The sequence below is a fragment of the Ensifer adhaerens genome (genome assembly GCF_001270265.1).
Taxonomy (GTDB): domain Bacteria; phylum Pseudomonadota; class Alphaproteobacteria; order Rhizobiales; family Rhizobiaceae; genus Ensifer; species Ensifer adhaerens_B.
Genome location: NZ_LGAP01000022.1, coordinates 21,519 through 36,301, shown reverse-complemented (window position 1 = coordinate 36,301; position 14,783 = coordinate 21,519). Strand labels below are relative to the sequence as shown.

The 14,783-nt window shown below is 62.5% G+C and carries 15 protein-coding genes and 1 pseudogene; 10 read left to right on the top strand and 6 right to left on the bottom strand.

Features of this window, described 5'->3' with window-relative positions:
- Window positions 1-4: 4 nt before the first annotated feature.
- Window positions 5-1,819: a hypothetical protein gene (locus AC244_RS24695; RefSeq protein WP_053251475.1), complete on the bottom strand. Its 1,815-nt coding sequence runs from the start codon at window positions 1,817-1,819 to the stop codon at window positions 5-7.
- A gap of 167 nt (window positions 1,820-1,986) precedes the next feature.
- Here AC244_RS24695 and AC244_RS24690 point away from each other — a divergent pair, with 167 nt between their 5' ends.
- The 4 genes from AC244_RS24690 to AC244_RS24675 are packed head-to-tail and all read left to right on the top strand — an operon-like array spanning window position 1,987 to window position 4,324.
- The gene (locus AC244_RS24690; protein WP_053251474.1) at window positions 1,987-2,985 is read left to right on the top strand and encodes a glycosyltransferase; all 999 of its coding nucleotides are present in this window, start codon (window positions 1,987-1,989) and stop codon (window positions 2,983-2,985) included.
- Window positions 2,986-3,013: 28 nt separating this feature from the next.
- Complete coding sequence (locus AC244_RS24685) at window positions 3,014-3,709, top strand: class I SAM-dependent methyltransferase (protein ID WP_053251473.1); 696 nt, start codon at window positions 3,014-3,016, stop codon at window positions 3,707-3,709.
- Window positions 3,710-3,729: 20 nt separating this feature from the next.
- Window positions 3,730-4,092, top strand: a complete 363-nt coding sequence (locus tag AC244_RS24680) for a transporter (protein ID WP_053251472.1) — start codon at window positions 3,730-3,732, stop codon at window positions 4,090-4,092.
- 25 nt (window positions 4,093-4,117) lie between these two features.
- On the top strand, window positions 4,118-4,324 hold the full coding sequence (locus tag AC244_RS24675; protein WP_053251471.1) for a hypothetical protein: 207 nt from the start codon (window positions 4,118-4,120) through the stop codon (window positions 4,322-4,324).
- A 4-nt stretch (window positions 4,325-4,328) separates the two neighbouring features.
- Here the strand turns inward: AC244_RS24675 and AC244_RS24670 are convergent, their stop codons facing one another.
- Window positions 4,329-5,108: a helix-turn-helix domain-containing protein gene (locus AC244_RS24670; RefSeq protein ID WP_053251470.1), complete on the bottom strand. Its 780-nt coding sequence runs from the start codon at window positions 5,106-5,108 to the stop codon at window positions 4,329-4,331.
- Window positions 5,109-5,304: 196 nt separating this feature from the next.
- Between AC244_RS24670 and AC244_RS24665 the strand changes: the two genes are divergently transcribed.
- Window positions 5,305-5,712, top strand: a complete 408-nt coding sequence (locus AC244_RS24665; protein WP_053251469.1) for a hypothetical protein — start codon at window positions 5,305-5,307, stop codon at window positions 5,710-5,712.
- A 300-nt stretch (window positions 5,713-6,012) separates the two neighbouring features.
- Here AC244_RS24665 and AC244_RS24660 read toward each other — a convergent pair whose 3' ends face one another.
- Entirely contained in the window at window positions 6,013-6,999 is a 987-nt protein-coding gene (locus tag AC244_RS24660; RefSeq protein WP_053251468.1) for a Gfo/Idh/MocA family protein, read from the bottom strand.
- 177 nt (window positions 7,000-7,176) lie between these two features.
- On the opposite strand from AC244_RS24660, the gene AC244_RS24655 reads away from it, so the two are divergent.
- Entirely contained in the window at window positions 7,177-8,127 is a 951-nt protein-coding gene (locus tag AC244_RS24655; RefSeq protein ID WP_053251467.1) for an aldo/keto reductase, read from the top strand.
- Window positions 8,128-8,143: 16 nt separating this feature from the next.
- Window positions 8,144-8,617 carry a GNAT family N-acetyltransferase gene (locus AC244_RS24650; protein WP_053251466.1) on the top strand — a complete coding sequence of 158 codons (474 nt, stop codon included), beginning with the start codon at window positions 8,144-8,146 and terminating at the stop codon, window positions 8,615-8,617.
- Here the strand turns inward: AC244_RS24650 and AC244_RS24645 are convergent.
- Both AC244_RS24645 and AC244_RS24640 read right to left on the bottom strand, forming a co-directional pair.
- Window positions 8,569-9,204 (bottom strand): hypothetical protein, encoded by a 636-nt coding sequence (locus AC244_RS24645; RefSeq protein ID WP_053251465.1) that lies wholly within the window; start codon window positions 9,202-9,204, stop codon window positions 8,569-8,571. The genes AC244_RS24650 and AC244_RS24645 overlap by 49 nt on opposite strands.
- Before the next feature lie 109 nt (window positions 9,205-9,313).
- Window positions 9,314-10,204, bottom strand: coding sequence for a LysR family transcriptional regulator (locus tag AC244_RS24640; protein ID WP_053251464.1), 891 nt, complete (start codon window positions 10,202-10,204; stop codon window positions 9,314-9,316).
- 200 nt (window positions 10,205-10,404) lie between these two features.
- Between AC244_RS24640 and AC244_RS24635 the strand changes: the two genes are divergently transcribed.
- The 3 genes and pseudogenes from AC244_RS24635 (at window position 10,405) to AC244_RS37830 (ending at window position 12,265) form a co-directional block, all read left to right on the top strand.
- On the top strand, window positions 10,405-11,400 hold the full coding sequence (locus AC244_RS24635) for an aldo/keto reductase (RefSeq protein WP_053251545.1): 996 nt from the start codon (window positions 10,405-10,407) through the stop codon (window positions 11,398-11,400).
- Between the two features lie 105 nt (window positions 11,401-11,505).
- Window positions 11,506-11,865, top strand: coding sequence for a nuclear transport factor 2 family protein (locus AC244_RS24630; protein WP_053251463.1), 360 nt, complete (start codon window positions 11,506-11,508; stop codon window positions 11,863-11,865).
- Window positions 11,865-12,265: pseudogene (locus AC244_RS37830) on the top strand (VOC family protein). The gene AC244_RS24630 and the pseudogene AC244_RS37830 overlap by 1 nt, the downstream one beginning before the upstream one ends.
- A gap of 47 nt (window positions 12,266-12,312) precedes the next feature.
- Here the strand turns inward: AC244_RS37830 and pheT are convergent.
- Entirely contained in the window at window positions 12,313-14,739 is a 2,427-nt protein-coding gene (gene pheT / locus AC244_RS24620) for a phenylalanine--tRNA ligase subunit beta (protein ID WP_053251461.1), read from the bottom strand.
- Between the last annotated feature and the right edge of the window lie 44 nt (window positions 14,740-14,783).

Sequence of the window (14,783 nt, the reverse complement as noted above, 5' to 3'; positions counted from 1 at the left end):
CTCGCTATGGCTTTAGCGCGTATAGCAAAATGCTGGATTTCTCAGAAACCGGCAGCGGCGTCAGAAACTCCGGAATCCGACCGGCGGCGATCTGCCCGTAGAGCCCCTGAGGTTCCCGCTTGATGATCATGCCTGTCTGAACATCGTTGCCGCAAAATGCCAGTATCGGGTCGTGCAGCTTGCTCAGCATCACCTTGGCATCAGATGGGGGTGCCAGCCCGATCTTCAGCTCCATAAGCATGCCATCGGCATTGCGATGATAGGGGGCGGCCAAGACACGGTGGCTCGTGTATCGAAGGAGCGAGGCGCCGATATCCGAAGGGCCAACGATCATCGATGGCGGAAGACCGCCGATAGCTGAAAGAGCTGCCGGCGTCAGGCAGTTTTCGGTGTTGGACGCCTGCTGCGCCTCCAGAGCGCCAAGGCCGTTGTGTGCCAAGGCGCCGCCGATTGCCCAGACTGCGGGCACGGAAAAAATCAGAGCAAGGACATAGGCGAGCGATGCGCTCACCCCCTTGGTTCCACCCTGCGACCAGGCTCGCATATCCACGAGCAGCGGTGAGAGCGGCAGGATTGCCAGAAGGTTGGAAAACGCCATCGCTCGCACCTGGACCATCGCGATAGCAAGATTGGCAGCAACAAGGGCGATGAGGATGAGATGCAGCCTTACCCGATCGCCCCGCCAAATGCGCCAGACACAGACGATCGATGCAAAGGCCCCGCAGAAATAGTAGGCGCCGACGCTTGCCGGCCGGTGCGCCAGCACTGCCGAAAAGGACTGCGCCTCGGTCACATTGTCGAGCCAAAGCTCGACCAACAACGGGTCAAGGTCGGCAAGCGGGTTGCCAAGACATTGGGGCGCAACAGCAAGTGCGACAGCTAGGACGGAACAGGCACTGACGGCCAGTGCGGCAAACCGCGTGTATCTTCCGCGCTCGCTAACAAATGCAGCAGATGCAGCGAGTACACAGCCGCCGACAAGTGCCAGCGAATAAAATGCGATCGACAGGTTGTCACAGGTTGCCACGCGATAGAGGTGAGGCGGCATCGTGAGGAGGAATACAGTGCTCAACGCAGCGGCCAGCGAGATGCCGAAGGCGATGGTCGCACGAGCAACGTCACGTCCGAGGAGCGCCCATTGCAACGCGACAATGGCGCAAACGACCGCCACAAGCGGCGTCGTCTCGGCGCCGATGGCAATTGCCAGCGCCGCCGCCGCGCCGGCAATCGCGTAGCTACGCACACCATGACGCATGTCGACCAGCATTGCGGCCATGACTGCAGCCAGGATCAGTTGGACGTTGTGGTGATCGATGGCGCCGCCCAGAAACCGGTTGCTGGTCACCACAAAGATCGCCGTCAGACCGAGGCAAAAATGCATGCATTGCGTTCCGCCGATACGACGGCCGGCGAGCCCCATGAACACCAATAATGGAATGGCGAGGAAGATCGGCCAGATCGCAAGCGCCAGCACTTCGGCCCTGTCGGCGCCGAAGATCGGCCTGAGCAAAGAAATGAGCCCGGCTATCGGCAGGTCGATCAGGCGGGACCAATGCATCTGCGTGCCGCCATCCAGGCCTAGACGAAGCTGGACCAGGTCGAACCAGCCCTGACCGTTGAGCAGGTCGCGAACCTGAACCAGCCGCATGGCGTCATCATTGTCGCGGCCCACATAATCCGAGGCGCGCAGGAAACGGACGGCCAAAAGCAAAACTACGGGCACGCCGTAGAACAGGGCCATCCAAGGCAAGCTCGACCAGAAGCGCATTTTTGCGTTCGCTGCCGCCGGGTCCTGACGTGTCGTAATTCTGTCCAGCATCTTCTTACGCCCCTGTCCTCCCTGCAACCTAATCGGGCGGGATCAAAAAACGGTAAAGCTTATCGGGTTCGCGAAGACAGGGGCGCTGGCGCGCATGTGTACCTTGGCGTGTTGTTAACCGGCGACGCCTATCATGCCCCCGATACCTTTTAGATCGAGCTGCGCCGATGTTTGAACCCTTAAGCATTGCTGTCCTTCTGCCCTGCTACAACGAAGCTTCGACCATCGGCGGCCTTGTGCGCGACTTCAGAGCTGCGTTGCCGACGGCCAGCATTCACGTCTTCGACAACAACTCGACGGACGGAACCGCGTTAGAGGCAATGCTTGCCGGCGCGACTGTCGTTCGCGAAAGAAGGCAAGGCAAAGGGCACGTCGTTCGACGGATGTTTGCCGATATCGATGCTGATATCTACGTGATGGCGGATGGCGACGGCACCTACTCGCCAGCTGACGCGGAAGACCTGATCCGCACGCTGATTACCGAACAGGCGGACATGGTCGTCGGGACGCGGCGCAATATTCGCGAGGATGCCGGCAGGCAAGGCCACGCGCTCGGCAACAAGCTATTCAACTACCTCTACCGGTCGATCTTCGGTACGGACTTTAGCGACATCTTTTCCGGCTATCGCGTTTTCTCGCGACGGTTCGTGAAGAGTTTTCCGGCGATATCCGCCGGTTTCGAGATCGAGACCGAGATGTCGGTCCATGCCTCGCGGTTAAAACTGCCGGTCAGCGAACTGGAGCTGGACTATGGCCGACGTCCCGAAGGCTCGCATTCCAAGCTCTCCACTTTCCGCGACGGAGCCAAGATCCTCTGGATGTTCGCGATGCTGATGAAGGAAACGCGACCCTTCGCCTTCTTCGGCCTGGTCAGTCTCACTTTCATGGCAACGAGCCTGATTTTCATGACGCCGGTGCTGATCGAATATTTCGAGACCGGGCTGGTACCCCGCATGCCGACATGGGTGCTTTCGATGGTGCTGCTGTTGATATCGATCATGATGTTCACCGCCGGCCTGATCCTGGACTCCGTATCGCGGGCGCGCACCGAGCAGTTGCGGCTGCATTACATGGCGACCGACCGGCGCGCTGCGCGAGAGGCTGTCGTTGAAAAACCGGCAGTCCCGCCGCTCCGTGCCCAACGGCGCGGACCCGACGCGGCCTAAGCTCACGAGATATATGGAACAACAGTCGATGAACCGCGAAACGACCAACCGCATACGCTTCGTCATCGAAGACATACTGCCGCCGTTCCTCAGGGACTCACGGCTGTTCAAGGGCATGGCGAGCCTCGCCTGGGGTGAGCATATCGCCCACCTCGCTCGCTTTCGCGAACGTGCCCCTTTCCTGACGGCTTTAGAATACGAGCAACTCTACAGGCAGCATCCGCGCGTTCACGAAGGAACCGACAACTCGGAGGCCTGTGTTCGCAAGATTGCAGCCGAGGTGCGCGGCAAATCCGTCTGCGATGTCGGTTGCGGCACCGGTGTGCTGCTGAAGCACATCCGAAGCGCGAACCCCGATCTGCAGCGCCTGACCGGCGTCGACTTCGCCATCGATGACGCAGCCGCGATCGAGGGCGTGGAATACGTCGCGGCGATGATCGAAGAGCTTCCATTCGATGACGGCGAATTCGATACCGTCGTCTGCACCCATGTCATCGAGCACATTCTCGACTATCGCAAGGCGATCGCCGAACTGCGCCGGATCACCCGGCAGCGGCTGATCATCGTCGTTCCGCGCGAGCGCGAATATCGCTACACCTTCAATCCGCATTTCAACTTCTTCCCCTACACGCACTCCTTCCTGCGGGCGATGCACCCGGTCCCGGCGCGGCACGCGTGCATCGATATCGGTCGCGATATTTTCTATTGCGAAGACAAGGCCTAGTGGATGCGAGGCAACCTGCGATGAATCTCAATCTCGCCCCTGCCGTCTGGTTTGGCCTGTTCTTCACGCCGGTCCTGATCTCGGCCGGACAGATCCTTTTCAAGCTGACGAGCGCCAAGACGGGAAGTCCCGACGCGCAGGGTCTGCTGGCGCTCATTTTCAGCCCGACGCTGCTGACGGCCCTCATCGTCTACGGCTTCGGCACGATCATCTGGATCTTCACCATCAAGTCGGTGCCGCTGACGATTGCCTACTCGTTCATGGCCCTGACCTTCTGCATCGTGCCGCTGCTTGCTGCCGTCTTCCTCGGCGAAGCCTTGACGCTGCGCTATGTCGGTGGCGCGGTGCTGATCATCAGCGGCATGATCATCATCAATTCCTGACGGCGATGCCAGCAATGTGCGTTTCATGATCATTATCGCCACCTTCGTGCTCGGTATGCTTGTCGCTGGGCTCCGCTCGCCTCGGACATGCCTGTTCGTCGCCGGCGCGCTTTGCATCCTGGCGGGTGCAGGCGGAGACTGGGTAGAGGTCGCAGCGGCGATCGGCGGCTACAACATGGGGATTGCCCTGACGCTGTGCGGCGCCAGCGCCGCGGGCGTGCACAACAGCTGAAACGTCATCCCTTTCGTTCGAAGAAGGTTCTCGTTTCCTCGTCGGCCGGGAAGAAGGATTCGATCAGCACACCTTCCACCAATGCGTCCTGCGTCGAGCCGAAGGTCTGGAGCGTGGTGATGAAGCTCAAGGTCACCGGCCCGACGCGCAACCCGACGGGCAGAACCGGCAACCGATCGGTATCCGGATAGTTCTCGACCGCGCGCTTGACGGCGGGATCGGCCGCCAGTTTCTCCAGCCTCTTGCCAAGGCGACTGCGAGGGCCTTGCAGCCACGCTTCGGTGCGAACGCGCTGGACGAGGTCCGCGGCCGCGGCCTCCCAATTGACGACCAGGGCGCGGACATTCTCCGACGAGAGAAAGGCATCGAGAAAGTTCTGGCCGGGGTTGAAGGGCACATCAGCCGAGACGGCCAGTGCCGCCAGCGCGGGATTGACGATCAGGAGTGTGTATTCGTGATCGAGCACGAGGCCCGGATAAGGATCGTGACGGGCGAGGATGAGCCGGATGGCATTGGCGACGGCCGGCGGCATGGCATCGAGCCCCGCCGCCGGACGCGTCGTCATGCGTGGACGGAACCCGGCAGCCGAAAACAGCGTGCCCTGGTCACGGGCGGGAATGTCGAGCACCGACGCCAGCCGCAGGATCATGCCTTCGGATGGCTTCGAGCGGCCGGTCTCGAGGAAGGAGAGGTGCCGCGTCGAGATACCGGCGGCGACGGCCAGGTCGAGCTGGCTCATGCGGCGATGCCCGCGCCATTCCTTCAGGTGACTGCCGAATTCCATCGATGCCGATCTCCGTTGCGCCGGCAGATTGGCGCAGGCGCGGCGTAAAATCCATTACCTCCGGGGTAATGGAACCAATTATGTCGGAGTAAGGTTTCCATTACCCCTGGGGTAAAGCATCCATTACCCCAGAGGTAATTGGTTTCATGATCTCAAGGCGGCAACATCCGGCCATCGACAACGAACGGAGCCGAAAATGCTGACCCCCTCCAACCGCAGCCTGCTCAACAAGACCTTCCTCGCCGACGGCGCATTTTCCCTCTTCGTCGGCGCCGTCCTCATCCTCGACGCGGCACCGCTCGCCGCCCTCATAAGCCCCGCTGCCACACCGCTGATGATGAAGCTGCTCGGCGTCGGGCTTCTCGCCTGGGGGATCTTCCATCTCTCGGCGGCCCGCAATGGTGGCCCGGTGTCGGCAGCCGCCCGCGTCAGCATCGCCGGCGACATCCTCTGGCAGGTCGCAAGCCTCGCACTGCTTGCGACCGCGTTTAACTCGCTCTCGGCAATCGGCGTCGGGCTTGTGATCATCGGCATCATCGGCGTCGGCGACTTCCTGTTCTTCAAGGTGAAAGGCCTTGCCAGGGAGCGGGCGGCGCTGGCCTGATCTCCGCGAAAACGGAAAAGCCTGCTGACGAACTCCCGCTCGGTGCAGCGCTGATCGCCAATAGCACCGCTCTCTCCGTCATGCTCGGGCTTGACCCGAGCATCCGGCGCCCTCAAGCCATCGCGCCGTGGAGGCAGGGCTGGATCCTGGGGTCAAGCCCGAGGATGACGGCAGAGGGGTCGAACCGCGAAATCAGCTTGTCATCAGTCCCAGCCCGCGGACTCGCGCCAGCGGGCTTTTGTCGTTCCTTGGAGTGTTTCGGCGTTAGACGGAGTCGCGGAGACGCTGAGTCTAGCCGGATCAGATCTTTTCCCAGCCGTCCTTGTCGCTGGCGCGATAGATCGCGTCGATGAGCTTCTGGTTGAGCCGCGAGTTTTCGAGCGTCACGACTTCCTCGGCTTCTCCCTTTGCAGCGCGCGCAAAAGCTTCGGCCTGCAGCTTGTACTGGCGCGCATCCTGGAAGCGGAAAAGCTGTGACTGGGCGTGGTTCTGGTTGGTCAGTTCCACTTCCTCGCGGCCGTAGCGATCGGCATTGAACGGCGACTTCACCTCGATGAAACCCTTGTCGCCGTGGAACACCATGACCTGGCGGGCGGCAAGCTGCGTGGAGATGTAGAAGCTCAGTTCGAAATCACCGAAGTCGGCGCGCACGCTCGAATAGATGTCGGTGCCGAATTCCGGGTCGCGGTCGGTGCTCGCCTGCACGCGCACCGGCTCCTTGGCCGTGACGAAACGGGTGGTGATCGTCGGGTAGACGCCGATATCCGGCAGGCCGCCGCCGCCGAGCGCCGGAATGTTGCGCATATTGCCGGGGTCGCGGTTGAAATAGGTGAAGGCGCCCTGCACATGCCGCAGCCGGCCGATAGCACCATCAGCCAGCAACGAGCGGACCTTGCGCCAGACGGGGCTGTAGGTGACCATGAAGGCTTCGGCGATCAGCACTTTGTTGCGGTCGCGCGCGGCAATCAGCGCATCGATCTCGGATGCCCGAAGCGCAATCGGCTTCTCGCAGAGCACATGTTTGCCGGCATTGGCGGCCTTGATCGTCCATTCCACATGCTGCGACGTCGGCAGCGGGATATAGACCGCATCGATCGTATCGGAGGCGAGCATCTCCTCATAGGATCCGAAAGCATGCGGCGCGGAAAAGCGGTCGGCCATGGCGCGCGCCTTTGAAAGGTCGCGGCTCGCGACTGCCGAAACGACGCAGTTCTCGGCGTCCTGGATGGCAGGCACGACGAGATCGCGACCGATCTTGGCCGTGGACAGAATTCCGAAACGAAACATGGTGGGGCTCCTTTATTTGGAGACAGAGACTAACGGCGAGGTACGTACCTATCAAGCGGCGACAAATGATAAAAAAAACAGGCGGCAGGTGACAATCTTTGTTCGCTTGCCTTATGTTCCTGCCGGCAATCCTCCCGATCGCGCACTTGCTTTCATCCAGTCCAATGGAGCGAAACCATGGAAAAACGTAGACTTGGCCGCACCGACCTTTCAATCGCGCCGCTCGTCTTCGGCGGCAATGTCTTCGGCTGGACGGCGGACGAAAAGACGTCCTTCGCCCTGCTCGACGCCTTCTTCGAAGCCGGCCTCAATGCCATCGATACCGCCGACGTTTACTCCTCCTGGGCACCAGGAAACCAGGGCGGCGAATCCGAGACGATCATCGGCAAATGGTTGAAACAGTCCGGTCGCAGCCGCGACCAGGCCGTGATCGTCACCAAGGTCGGCTCCGAGCTTGGGCCGGACCGCAAGGGCCTGTCGCGCCGCTGGATCCTGCAGGCGGTCGAGGATTCCTTGAAGCGTCTGCAGACGGACTATATCGACCTTTACCTGTCGCACTGGCCCGATCCCGAAACCCCTTACGAAGAAACGCTTGCCGCCTACGACCAGCTGCTGTCTGAGGGCAAGGTGCGCGCCGTCGGCGCGTCGAACCTGAACTCGCTGCAGCTGCGCGAAGCGCTCGATGTCGCCGCCAATGGCGGCCTGCCCCGCTATGCGGTGCTGCAGCCGGAATACAATCTCTATGATCGCGACAGCTTCGACGGGCCGTTGCGCGATCTCTGCATCGGCGAGGAGATCGGCGTCATCAGCTATTTCGGGCTGGCGCGTGGCTTCCTCTCGGGCAAGTACCGCACCCACAAGGACCTGGAAGGATCGGCGCGCGGCTCAGGCGTCGAAAAATATCTTGATGGCCGCGGCATGCGCATCCTCGGCGTGCTCGATGAAATCGCCGAAGAAATCGGAGCGACACAGGCCGAGATTGCGCTCGCCTGGGTCAGAAACCGCAAGGGCATCACCGCGCCCATCGCCAGCGCTACCAATCTCGACCAGTTGGCGAGCCTCATTCGTTCGACCCGGCTGACATTGAGCGACGAGGCGATGCGCCGACTCAACGACGTCAGCGAATAGGAGCAAGGCAAGGACCGTGGCATTGAGCATACGGGCGGCGACCGCCGGCGATGAAACGCATTGGCGCCGCCTGTGGGCCGGCTATGTCGCCTTCTCCGGCACGGAGCTGGCGGAGGATATCATCAGCCTGACCTGGAGCCGCCTCATCGACCCCGCAGCACCGCTCTTTGCCCGGCTGGCGATCCTCGATGGCGAACCGGTCGGTTTCGCCATCTGCCAGGAACAGCTCGCCACCTTCTTTCGGCGTCCCATCGGCTACATCGAGGATCTCTATGTCGATCCGTCGGCGCGCGGCCGGGGCGTCGCCCGTGCCATGATCGACGACCTGGTCGCGCTCTGCCGAACATCGGACTGGGACCGGCTCTATTGGTATACGGAACGCAACAATGCCGCGGCGCGGCGGCTCTATGACCGTTACTCGGCGACCGACGACCACGTGCGCTACAAGCTGAACTTCGGCACGTCCGCCGGCGCTGGGAAGAGCGCATAGAACGCACTATGGCTGCCGTGCTGGTTTGCCATGCCCGGCTTGGTCAGCATGCCGCGCGGCTCGGCGAAGCTTCTGATCCGGCGCGCCGGCTGCTCGTGCCACTGGATGTTGAATGCCCAGAGTTTCGGAAAGAAACAGAGCGACGAATAGGGTAGATGGTCGTGGATCCACCAGGCGATCGACTGCCAGCCGCCGATCTCTCCGCGACGGTCCCAGACCCAGGGAATGACGATGCAGGCGGATGCACCGATGCATCCGTCCGCATCGCGCATATCCCAAATGTGGTCGGCCGCCGACGCCGCATTGCTCGAGCAATTGAGGCCGTGGGCGTTGCCAAAGCCGTTGACCGCGCGGTTTCGGTAGCCGGAGCGAATGGTCACTCGGCCGAAGGTCGCCTCCAGCGGCTCCAGCAGTTCTTCGCATAATCGCCGCCCCGCCTCGATCGCCAGTTCGGGATCATCGGGTATGTTCGGGATGCGATGGAAATCGGCAATCTCGGAATGCAGGAATTCGCGCAGGAAGAAGTTTTTCGACAGCCGCACGCGCCCGAGATCTTCCAGCGCCTTTATCGAACCGGGTTTCTTCACTGCACTTCCCCTCATGACATTCCGCGTGAGCGCGACTGTGCCGGGCCGACAGGCAATTGCAAGTCCGATGCAAACTCCAACAGGCGGGCGATGAAGCCCGCCACTCGACCTAACCAACATGCTTGAAGAAATCGATGAAGGCGCGAAGCGCCGGACGCATCTGGCGCCGACTGGGATAATAGAGAAACGGCCCGGCATAGGGCGCACACCAGTCTTCGAGCACTCGGATCAACCGCCCTTCGGCGATCGCCGTTTCCACCCGCGAGAGGAAGAGATAGGCAAGCCCGGCCCCGCCCATTGCCGCCTTGATGATCGGCCTGTCTTCGCCAAGGATAAGCGGCCCTTCGACCGCAACCGTCAACTCTTCACCTTGCCTCTCGAACTCCCAGCGATAGAGCGTCCCGTTGGAAAAGCGCCGCCGGATGCAGCGGTGGCCGGCGAGATCGCGCGGATGCTGGGGCCGACCGAAACGCTCGAAATAATCGGGCGAGGCAACCACCGCACTTTCCAGCTCCGGCCCGACCCTGACGGCGATCATGTCGGCTTCGAGGCTTTCGCCCAGCCGGATGCCGGCGTCGTATCCCTGCTCGACGATATCGGTAAAGCCATCTTCGTTGGCGATCTCCAGCACGATCTCGGGATAGCGGTCGAGAAAGGCGCCAAGCTGGGGCGCCAGAATGAGATCGGCGGCAAATCGCGGCGCGGTGATGCGCAAATTGCCGGCCGGCCGGTCGCGCGCATCGGTGGCAGCCTCCAGCGCATGGGCGATCTCGTCGAGTGCGGGCGCCAGCCGCTCGAGCAGCCGTCGCCCTTCCTCGGTCGGCGCGACGCTGCGGGTGGTGCGCGCCAAAAGCCGGACGCCGAGGCTCGCCTCCAGGCTGCCGACGGCGTGGCTGACCGCCGAGGGCGCGACAGCGAGCTCGCGGGCAGCACCGCGAAAGCTGCCATGAGCGGCGACGGCAGCAAGGACAGCAAGTTGGGAGAGTTGGGTTCTGTTCATTGATCTAAATAATAGAACAGCCCGTGAGAATTGACAGCGATTTTCACCCGCCTGCCGCCGCTCTATCCTTTGACCATCGTCGCGGCCAAGCGGCACCGAGAAGAGCGGCACGCAGGAGTGCCGTTTGGAGCCGGCTGGCCATGCGTTCGCGCGCCGCCTTGGCGCGCCTGCGTGGCCGCCCCTACCCGAAAGGACACGACATGAAGACCCGCAAACTCGGGAATGAACTGACCGTTTCGACCATCGGTCTCGGATGCATGGGCATGAGCTTCGCCTATGGCGGTGCCGACGAGGCGGAATCGGTCCGCACGCTGCAGCGCGCCGTCGACCTCGGCGTCACCTTCTTCGATACGGCCGAAGTCTACGGGCCTTACGAAAATGAAAAGCTTGTCGGCAGGGCGCTGAAGCCCTTGCGCGACAGGGTGACGATCGCCACCAAATTCGGCTTCCGTATAGAGCCTGGCAAACCGGCGGCCGAGGCGATCAAGGGCATCGACGGCCGGCCGGAAAACGCAAGGGCCGTGGCCGATGCCTCGCTCAAGAGGCTTGGGATCGATGTGATCGACCTCTATTACCAGCACCGCGTCGACCCTGAGGTTCCGATCGAGGAAACCGTCGGCGCGATGGCCGATCTGGTGCGGCAGGGCAAGGTGCGGACGCTCGGCCTTTCCGAGGCAAGCGCCGAAACGATCCGTCGTGCCCACAAGGTGCATCCGATCGCGGCGGTCCAGAGCGAGTATTCGCTTTGGTCGCGAGACCCGGAAGAGGACGTGCTTGCGACCTGCCGCGAACTCGGCATCGGCTTTGTACCCTACAGCCCGCTCGGCCGCGGCATGCTGACGGGCACGATCCGCAAGGCGGACGATCTGGCCGCTGACGATTTCCGTCGCTCGTTGCCGCGTTTCCAGGCGGAAAATCTCGGCGCCAACGCCGCCCTTGTCGACACGCTGGAAGCGCTTGCGCGCGAAAAAGGCGTTACCGCCGCCCAGTTGGCGCTCGCCTGGGTGATCAACCAGGGCGACTTCATCGTGCCGATCCCCGGCGCGCGCAAGCTCAACCACCTGGAACAGAATGCGGCCGCGGCCGATATCGTGCTCACTGCCGAGGTACTTGCCCGGCTCGGCGATGCCCTGTCGCCGGCGCTGGTTGCCGGCAAGCGGTATACGGATGCGTCGCTGGCGCTCACCAATCGTTGAACGCACATGCCCCGCCTCCTTGCCGAGGCGGGGCATCTTCCCATCGAATTTTCCGCCGCCCGCACTACCTCTCCTGTCGTGACCAACAATTCCGGAGGATCGGGAATGTCCGACGAGCAGGCGATCAGCGCGGTGGTGCATCTCTATGTCGACGGCATGGCCTTTGCCAACGAAGGTGCGTTGCGCAAGGCGTTTCACCCAGACGCGGCGATCATCGGCAATTACAGAGGCGCGCTCGAATGGATGACGCGCGACGGCTTCATCAAGGCGGTTCTGGACCAGGGGAGCGCGCCGCCCGGAACCCAGCCGGAGATGGATGTGGAGATGACCGACATCAGCGGCGACGCGGCAACCGTCAAGGTGGTCGACAGCTTCGCCGGCGAGCGCTTTTCCGACTATCTGTCGCTGGTCAAGATCGACGGACGCTGGGTCATCGTCAATAAGATTTACCACCTTCACCCCTGATGACGGGATCAGCCGAGAGCCCCGAACCCGCCGGTCAAATCATGGCGCTCGACCATGTCCAGCTGGCCATGCCTGCGGGGCTGGAGGATGTGGCACGGGGCTTCTATGAGGGGCTGCTCGGCCTTGCCGAAGTGACGAAGCCATTGACTCTTGCCGGTCGTGGTGGCTGCTGGCTCGAACGGGGGGAGGCAAGAGTTCACCTCGGCCGGCCTTCTCGCCCGCGCGCAAGGCCCATCCAGCCTTCCTTGTCGACGATCTTTCCCGGCTTGCTCTGAGGCTCGAGGCCGCGGGCGTACCGATCACGCATGACGAGCCACTTGCCGGATATGTCAGGTGTTGCGTCAGCGATCCGTTCGGCAATCGCATCGAGCTGATGCAGCGGTCGACTGACACCGCATGAAAAAGGCCGCTGCGAGCAGCGGCCTTTTTCATAGTTACGAACGGCTTTCAGGCGCGCAACACGCCGCCCGTCGTCTTGGTGACGTTGGCGACGATCTTGGCCGTCAGAGCCTCGAAGTCCTCGTCGGTGAGCGTGCGCTCGACCGGCTGGATCGTCACTTCGATAGCGATCGACTTCTTGCCTTCGCCCAGCGAAGCCCCCTCGAACACGTCGAAGACGCTGACGCTGGTCACCAGTTTGCGGTCGGCGCCGGACGCCGCGCGCAGAATGGCGCCTGCCTCGACGCCCTTGTCGACGACGAAGGCAAAGTCGCGCTTGACGGCCTGGAAGGGCGAAAGGTCGAGCGCCGGCTTGGTGCGGGTCGCCTTCTTCTTCGGTTCCGGCATGGCATCGACATAGATCTCGAAGCCGCAGAGCGCACCGGAGACGTCGAGCGCCTCGAGCGTCTTCGGGTGGAATTCGCCGAAGGAGCCAAGCACGATCTTCGGGCCGAGCTTGATCGTGCCGGAGCGACCGGGGTGGTACCAGGCCGGACCGCCGGCTTCGAACTGGATATTGCCCATCGGCACGCCGCAGGCTTCCAGCACCGCGATCGCATCGGCCTTGGCGTCGAAGACGTCGACCTGCTTGCCGCCGCCCTTGGCCGCATTCGACCAGAGCCGTCCGGCGCCGTTGAGCGATGCGGTGCCACGACGCACACCACCGGCAACGCGGCGCTGCTGATCCGGGCCGTCGCCCTCGTAGGTACCGGAGACTTCGAAGAGCGCAACGTCGCCAAACCCCTTGTCGGCATTGCGCTGCGCCGCCGTCAGAAGACCCGGCAACAGCGACGGGCGCATATCCGACATATCGGCGGCGATCGGGTTGGCAAGCTTCAAGGCCGGCGCACCACCGCCGAAGAGCTTGGCATGATCCTCGGAAATGAACGACCAGGTGACGGCCTCCAGCATGCCGCGGCTTGCGAGCGCACGCTTGGCAAGGCGGGTGCGGATCTGCAGCGTCGTCAGGATCTTGCCGTTGACGGTGCCATGGCGCGGCAAGGGTGCTGCAACGATGTTGTCGACGCCGTGAATGCGCATGACCTCCTCGACGAGATCGGCCTTGCCGTCGACATCCGGGCGCCAGGACGGCACCGACACATTGACACGATCTCCCGAACCCTCGACGCCGAAGCCGAGCTTCTTCAGGATCGTCACGCTCTCTTCCGACGAAACCTCAAGCCCCGTCAGGCGCTTGACCTCGGACATCGGGAAATCGACGATCTTCGGGCTATAGCCCGCATAGCCGACAACCTCTGCCTTTGCCGGCTTGCCGCCGCAGAGTTCGAGAACCAGCTCGGTGGTACGCTCGAGACCCGGCACCATGTATTCGGGATCGGCGCCGCGCTCGAAGCGGTAGCGCGCATCGGTGATGATACCGAGCGTACGGCCGGACTTGGCAATGTTCATCGGATCCCACAGCGCCGATTCGATCAGCACGTCGGTGGTGTTCTCGTCACAGCCGGAGTGTTCTCCGCCCATGATGCCGCCGATCGACTCGATGCTCTTTTCGTCGGAGATGACGACATTGTTCGGGCCGAGCTTGTATTCGCGCTGGTCGAGCGCAAGCACGGTTTCGCCTTCCTTGGCGCGGCGGACGGTCAGGTTGCCCTTGACCTTGGCAGCGTCGAAGACGTGCATCGGCCGGCCCTGGTCGAAGGTCATGTAGTTGGTGATGTCGACCAGCGCATTGATCGGACGCAGACCGATGGACAGCAGCCGCTGCTGCATCCACTTCGGCGACGGTCCGTTCTTGACGCCGCGCACCAGGCGCAGGCTGAAGCCTGGGCAAAGGTGACGGTCTTCGCCAAGATCGATCGTCAGCTTGGCCGTCGTTTCGCCTTCGACCGAAAAGGACGGTGCGGCGCGGGTCTTCAGCGTACCGAGACCGGAGGCTGCAAGGTCGCGGGCGATGCCATAGACGCTGGTGCAATCCGGGCGGTTCGGCGTCAGGTTGATCTCGATCATCGGGTCGTCGAGGCCGGCATAGGCGGCATAGCTCGTTCCGACCGGCGCATCCGCCGGCAGGTCGATGATGCCGTTGTGGTCGTCGGAGATCTCAAGCTCCTTTTCCGAACACATCATGCCGCGGCTTTCGACGCCGCGAATGTTGCCGACGGAGAGCGTGGCGTCGATCCCCGGCACGTAGGTGCCCGGTGCGGCGAAAGCGCCGACGAGGCCGGCGCGGGCGTTCGGTGCGCCGCAAACAACCTGAACCGGCGCGCCGGAGCCGGTATCGACCATCAGCACCCTCAGCTTGTCGGCATTCGGATGCTGCTCGGCGGAAACGACCTTGGCGATGACGAACGGCTTGAAGGCGGCCTTGTCGTCGACATCTTCGACTTCAAGCCCGATCATCGTCAGGCGCGCGCAGATTTCGTCCAGCGAAGCGTCGGTTTCAAGGTGGTCCTTGAGCCAGGAAAGCGTGAATTTCATGATTTCACCTGTGTCCTCGAGCGTTTCCGGCTTAAACCGGGTTG

Excerpts from the sequence above, each read along its gene's own strand:
- AC244_RS24635 (WP_053251545.1), top strand. The coding sequence starts at position 10,405 with ATGAAGACCCGCAAACTCGGGAATGAACTGACCGTTTCGACCATCGGT.
- pheT (WP_053251461.1), bottom strand. The coding sequence starts at position 14,739 with ATGAAATTCACGCTTTCCTGGCTCAAGGACCACCTTGAAACCGACGCT.
- AC244_RS24680 (WP_053251472.1), top strand. The coding sequence starts at position 3,730 with ATGAATCTCAATCTCGCCCCTGCCGTCTGGTTTGGCCTGTTCTTCACG.
- AC244_RS24690 (WP_053251474.1), top strand. The coding sequence starts at position 1,987 with ATGTTTGAACCCTTAAGCATTGCTGTCCTTCTGCCCTGCTACAACGAA.
- AC244_RS24640 (WP_053251464.1), bottom strand. The coding sequence starts at position 10,204 with ATGAACAGAACCCAACTCTCCCAACTTGCTGTCCTTGCTGCCGTCGCC.
- AC244_RS24660 (WP_053251468.1), bottom strand. The coding sequence starts at position 6,999 with ATGTTTCGTTTCGGAATTCTGTCCACGGCCAAGATCGGTCGCGATCTC.
- AC244_RS24685 (WP_053251473.1), top strand. The coding sequence starts at position 3,014 with ATGAACCGCGAAACGACCAACCGCATACGCTTCGTCATCGAAGACATA.
- AC244_RS24670 (WP_053251470.1), bottom strand. The coding sequence starts at position 5,108 with ATGGAATTCGGCAGTCACCTGAAGGAATGGCGCGGGCATCGCCGCATG.
- AC244_RS24665 (WP_053251469.1), top strand. The coding sequence starts at position 5,305 with ATGCTGACCCCCTCCAACCGCAGCCTGCTCAACAAGACCTTCCTCGCC.
- AC244_RS24655 (WP_053251467.1), top strand. The coding sequence starts at position 7,177 with ATGGAAAAACGTAGACTTGGCCGCACCGACCTTTCAATCGCGCCGCTC.
- AC244_RS24630 (WP_053251463.1), top strand. The coding sequence starts at position 11,506 with ATGTCCGACGAGCAGGCGATCAGCGCGGTGGTGCATCTCTATGTCGAC.
- AC244_RS24695 (WP_053251475.1), bottom strand. The coding sequence starts at position 1,819 with ATGCTGGACAGAATTACGACACGTCAGGACCCGGCGGCAGCGAACGCA.
- AC244_RS24675 (WP_053251471.1), top strand. The coding sequence starts at position 4,118 with ATGATCATTATCGCCACCTTCGTGCTCGGTATGCTTGTCGCTGGGCTC.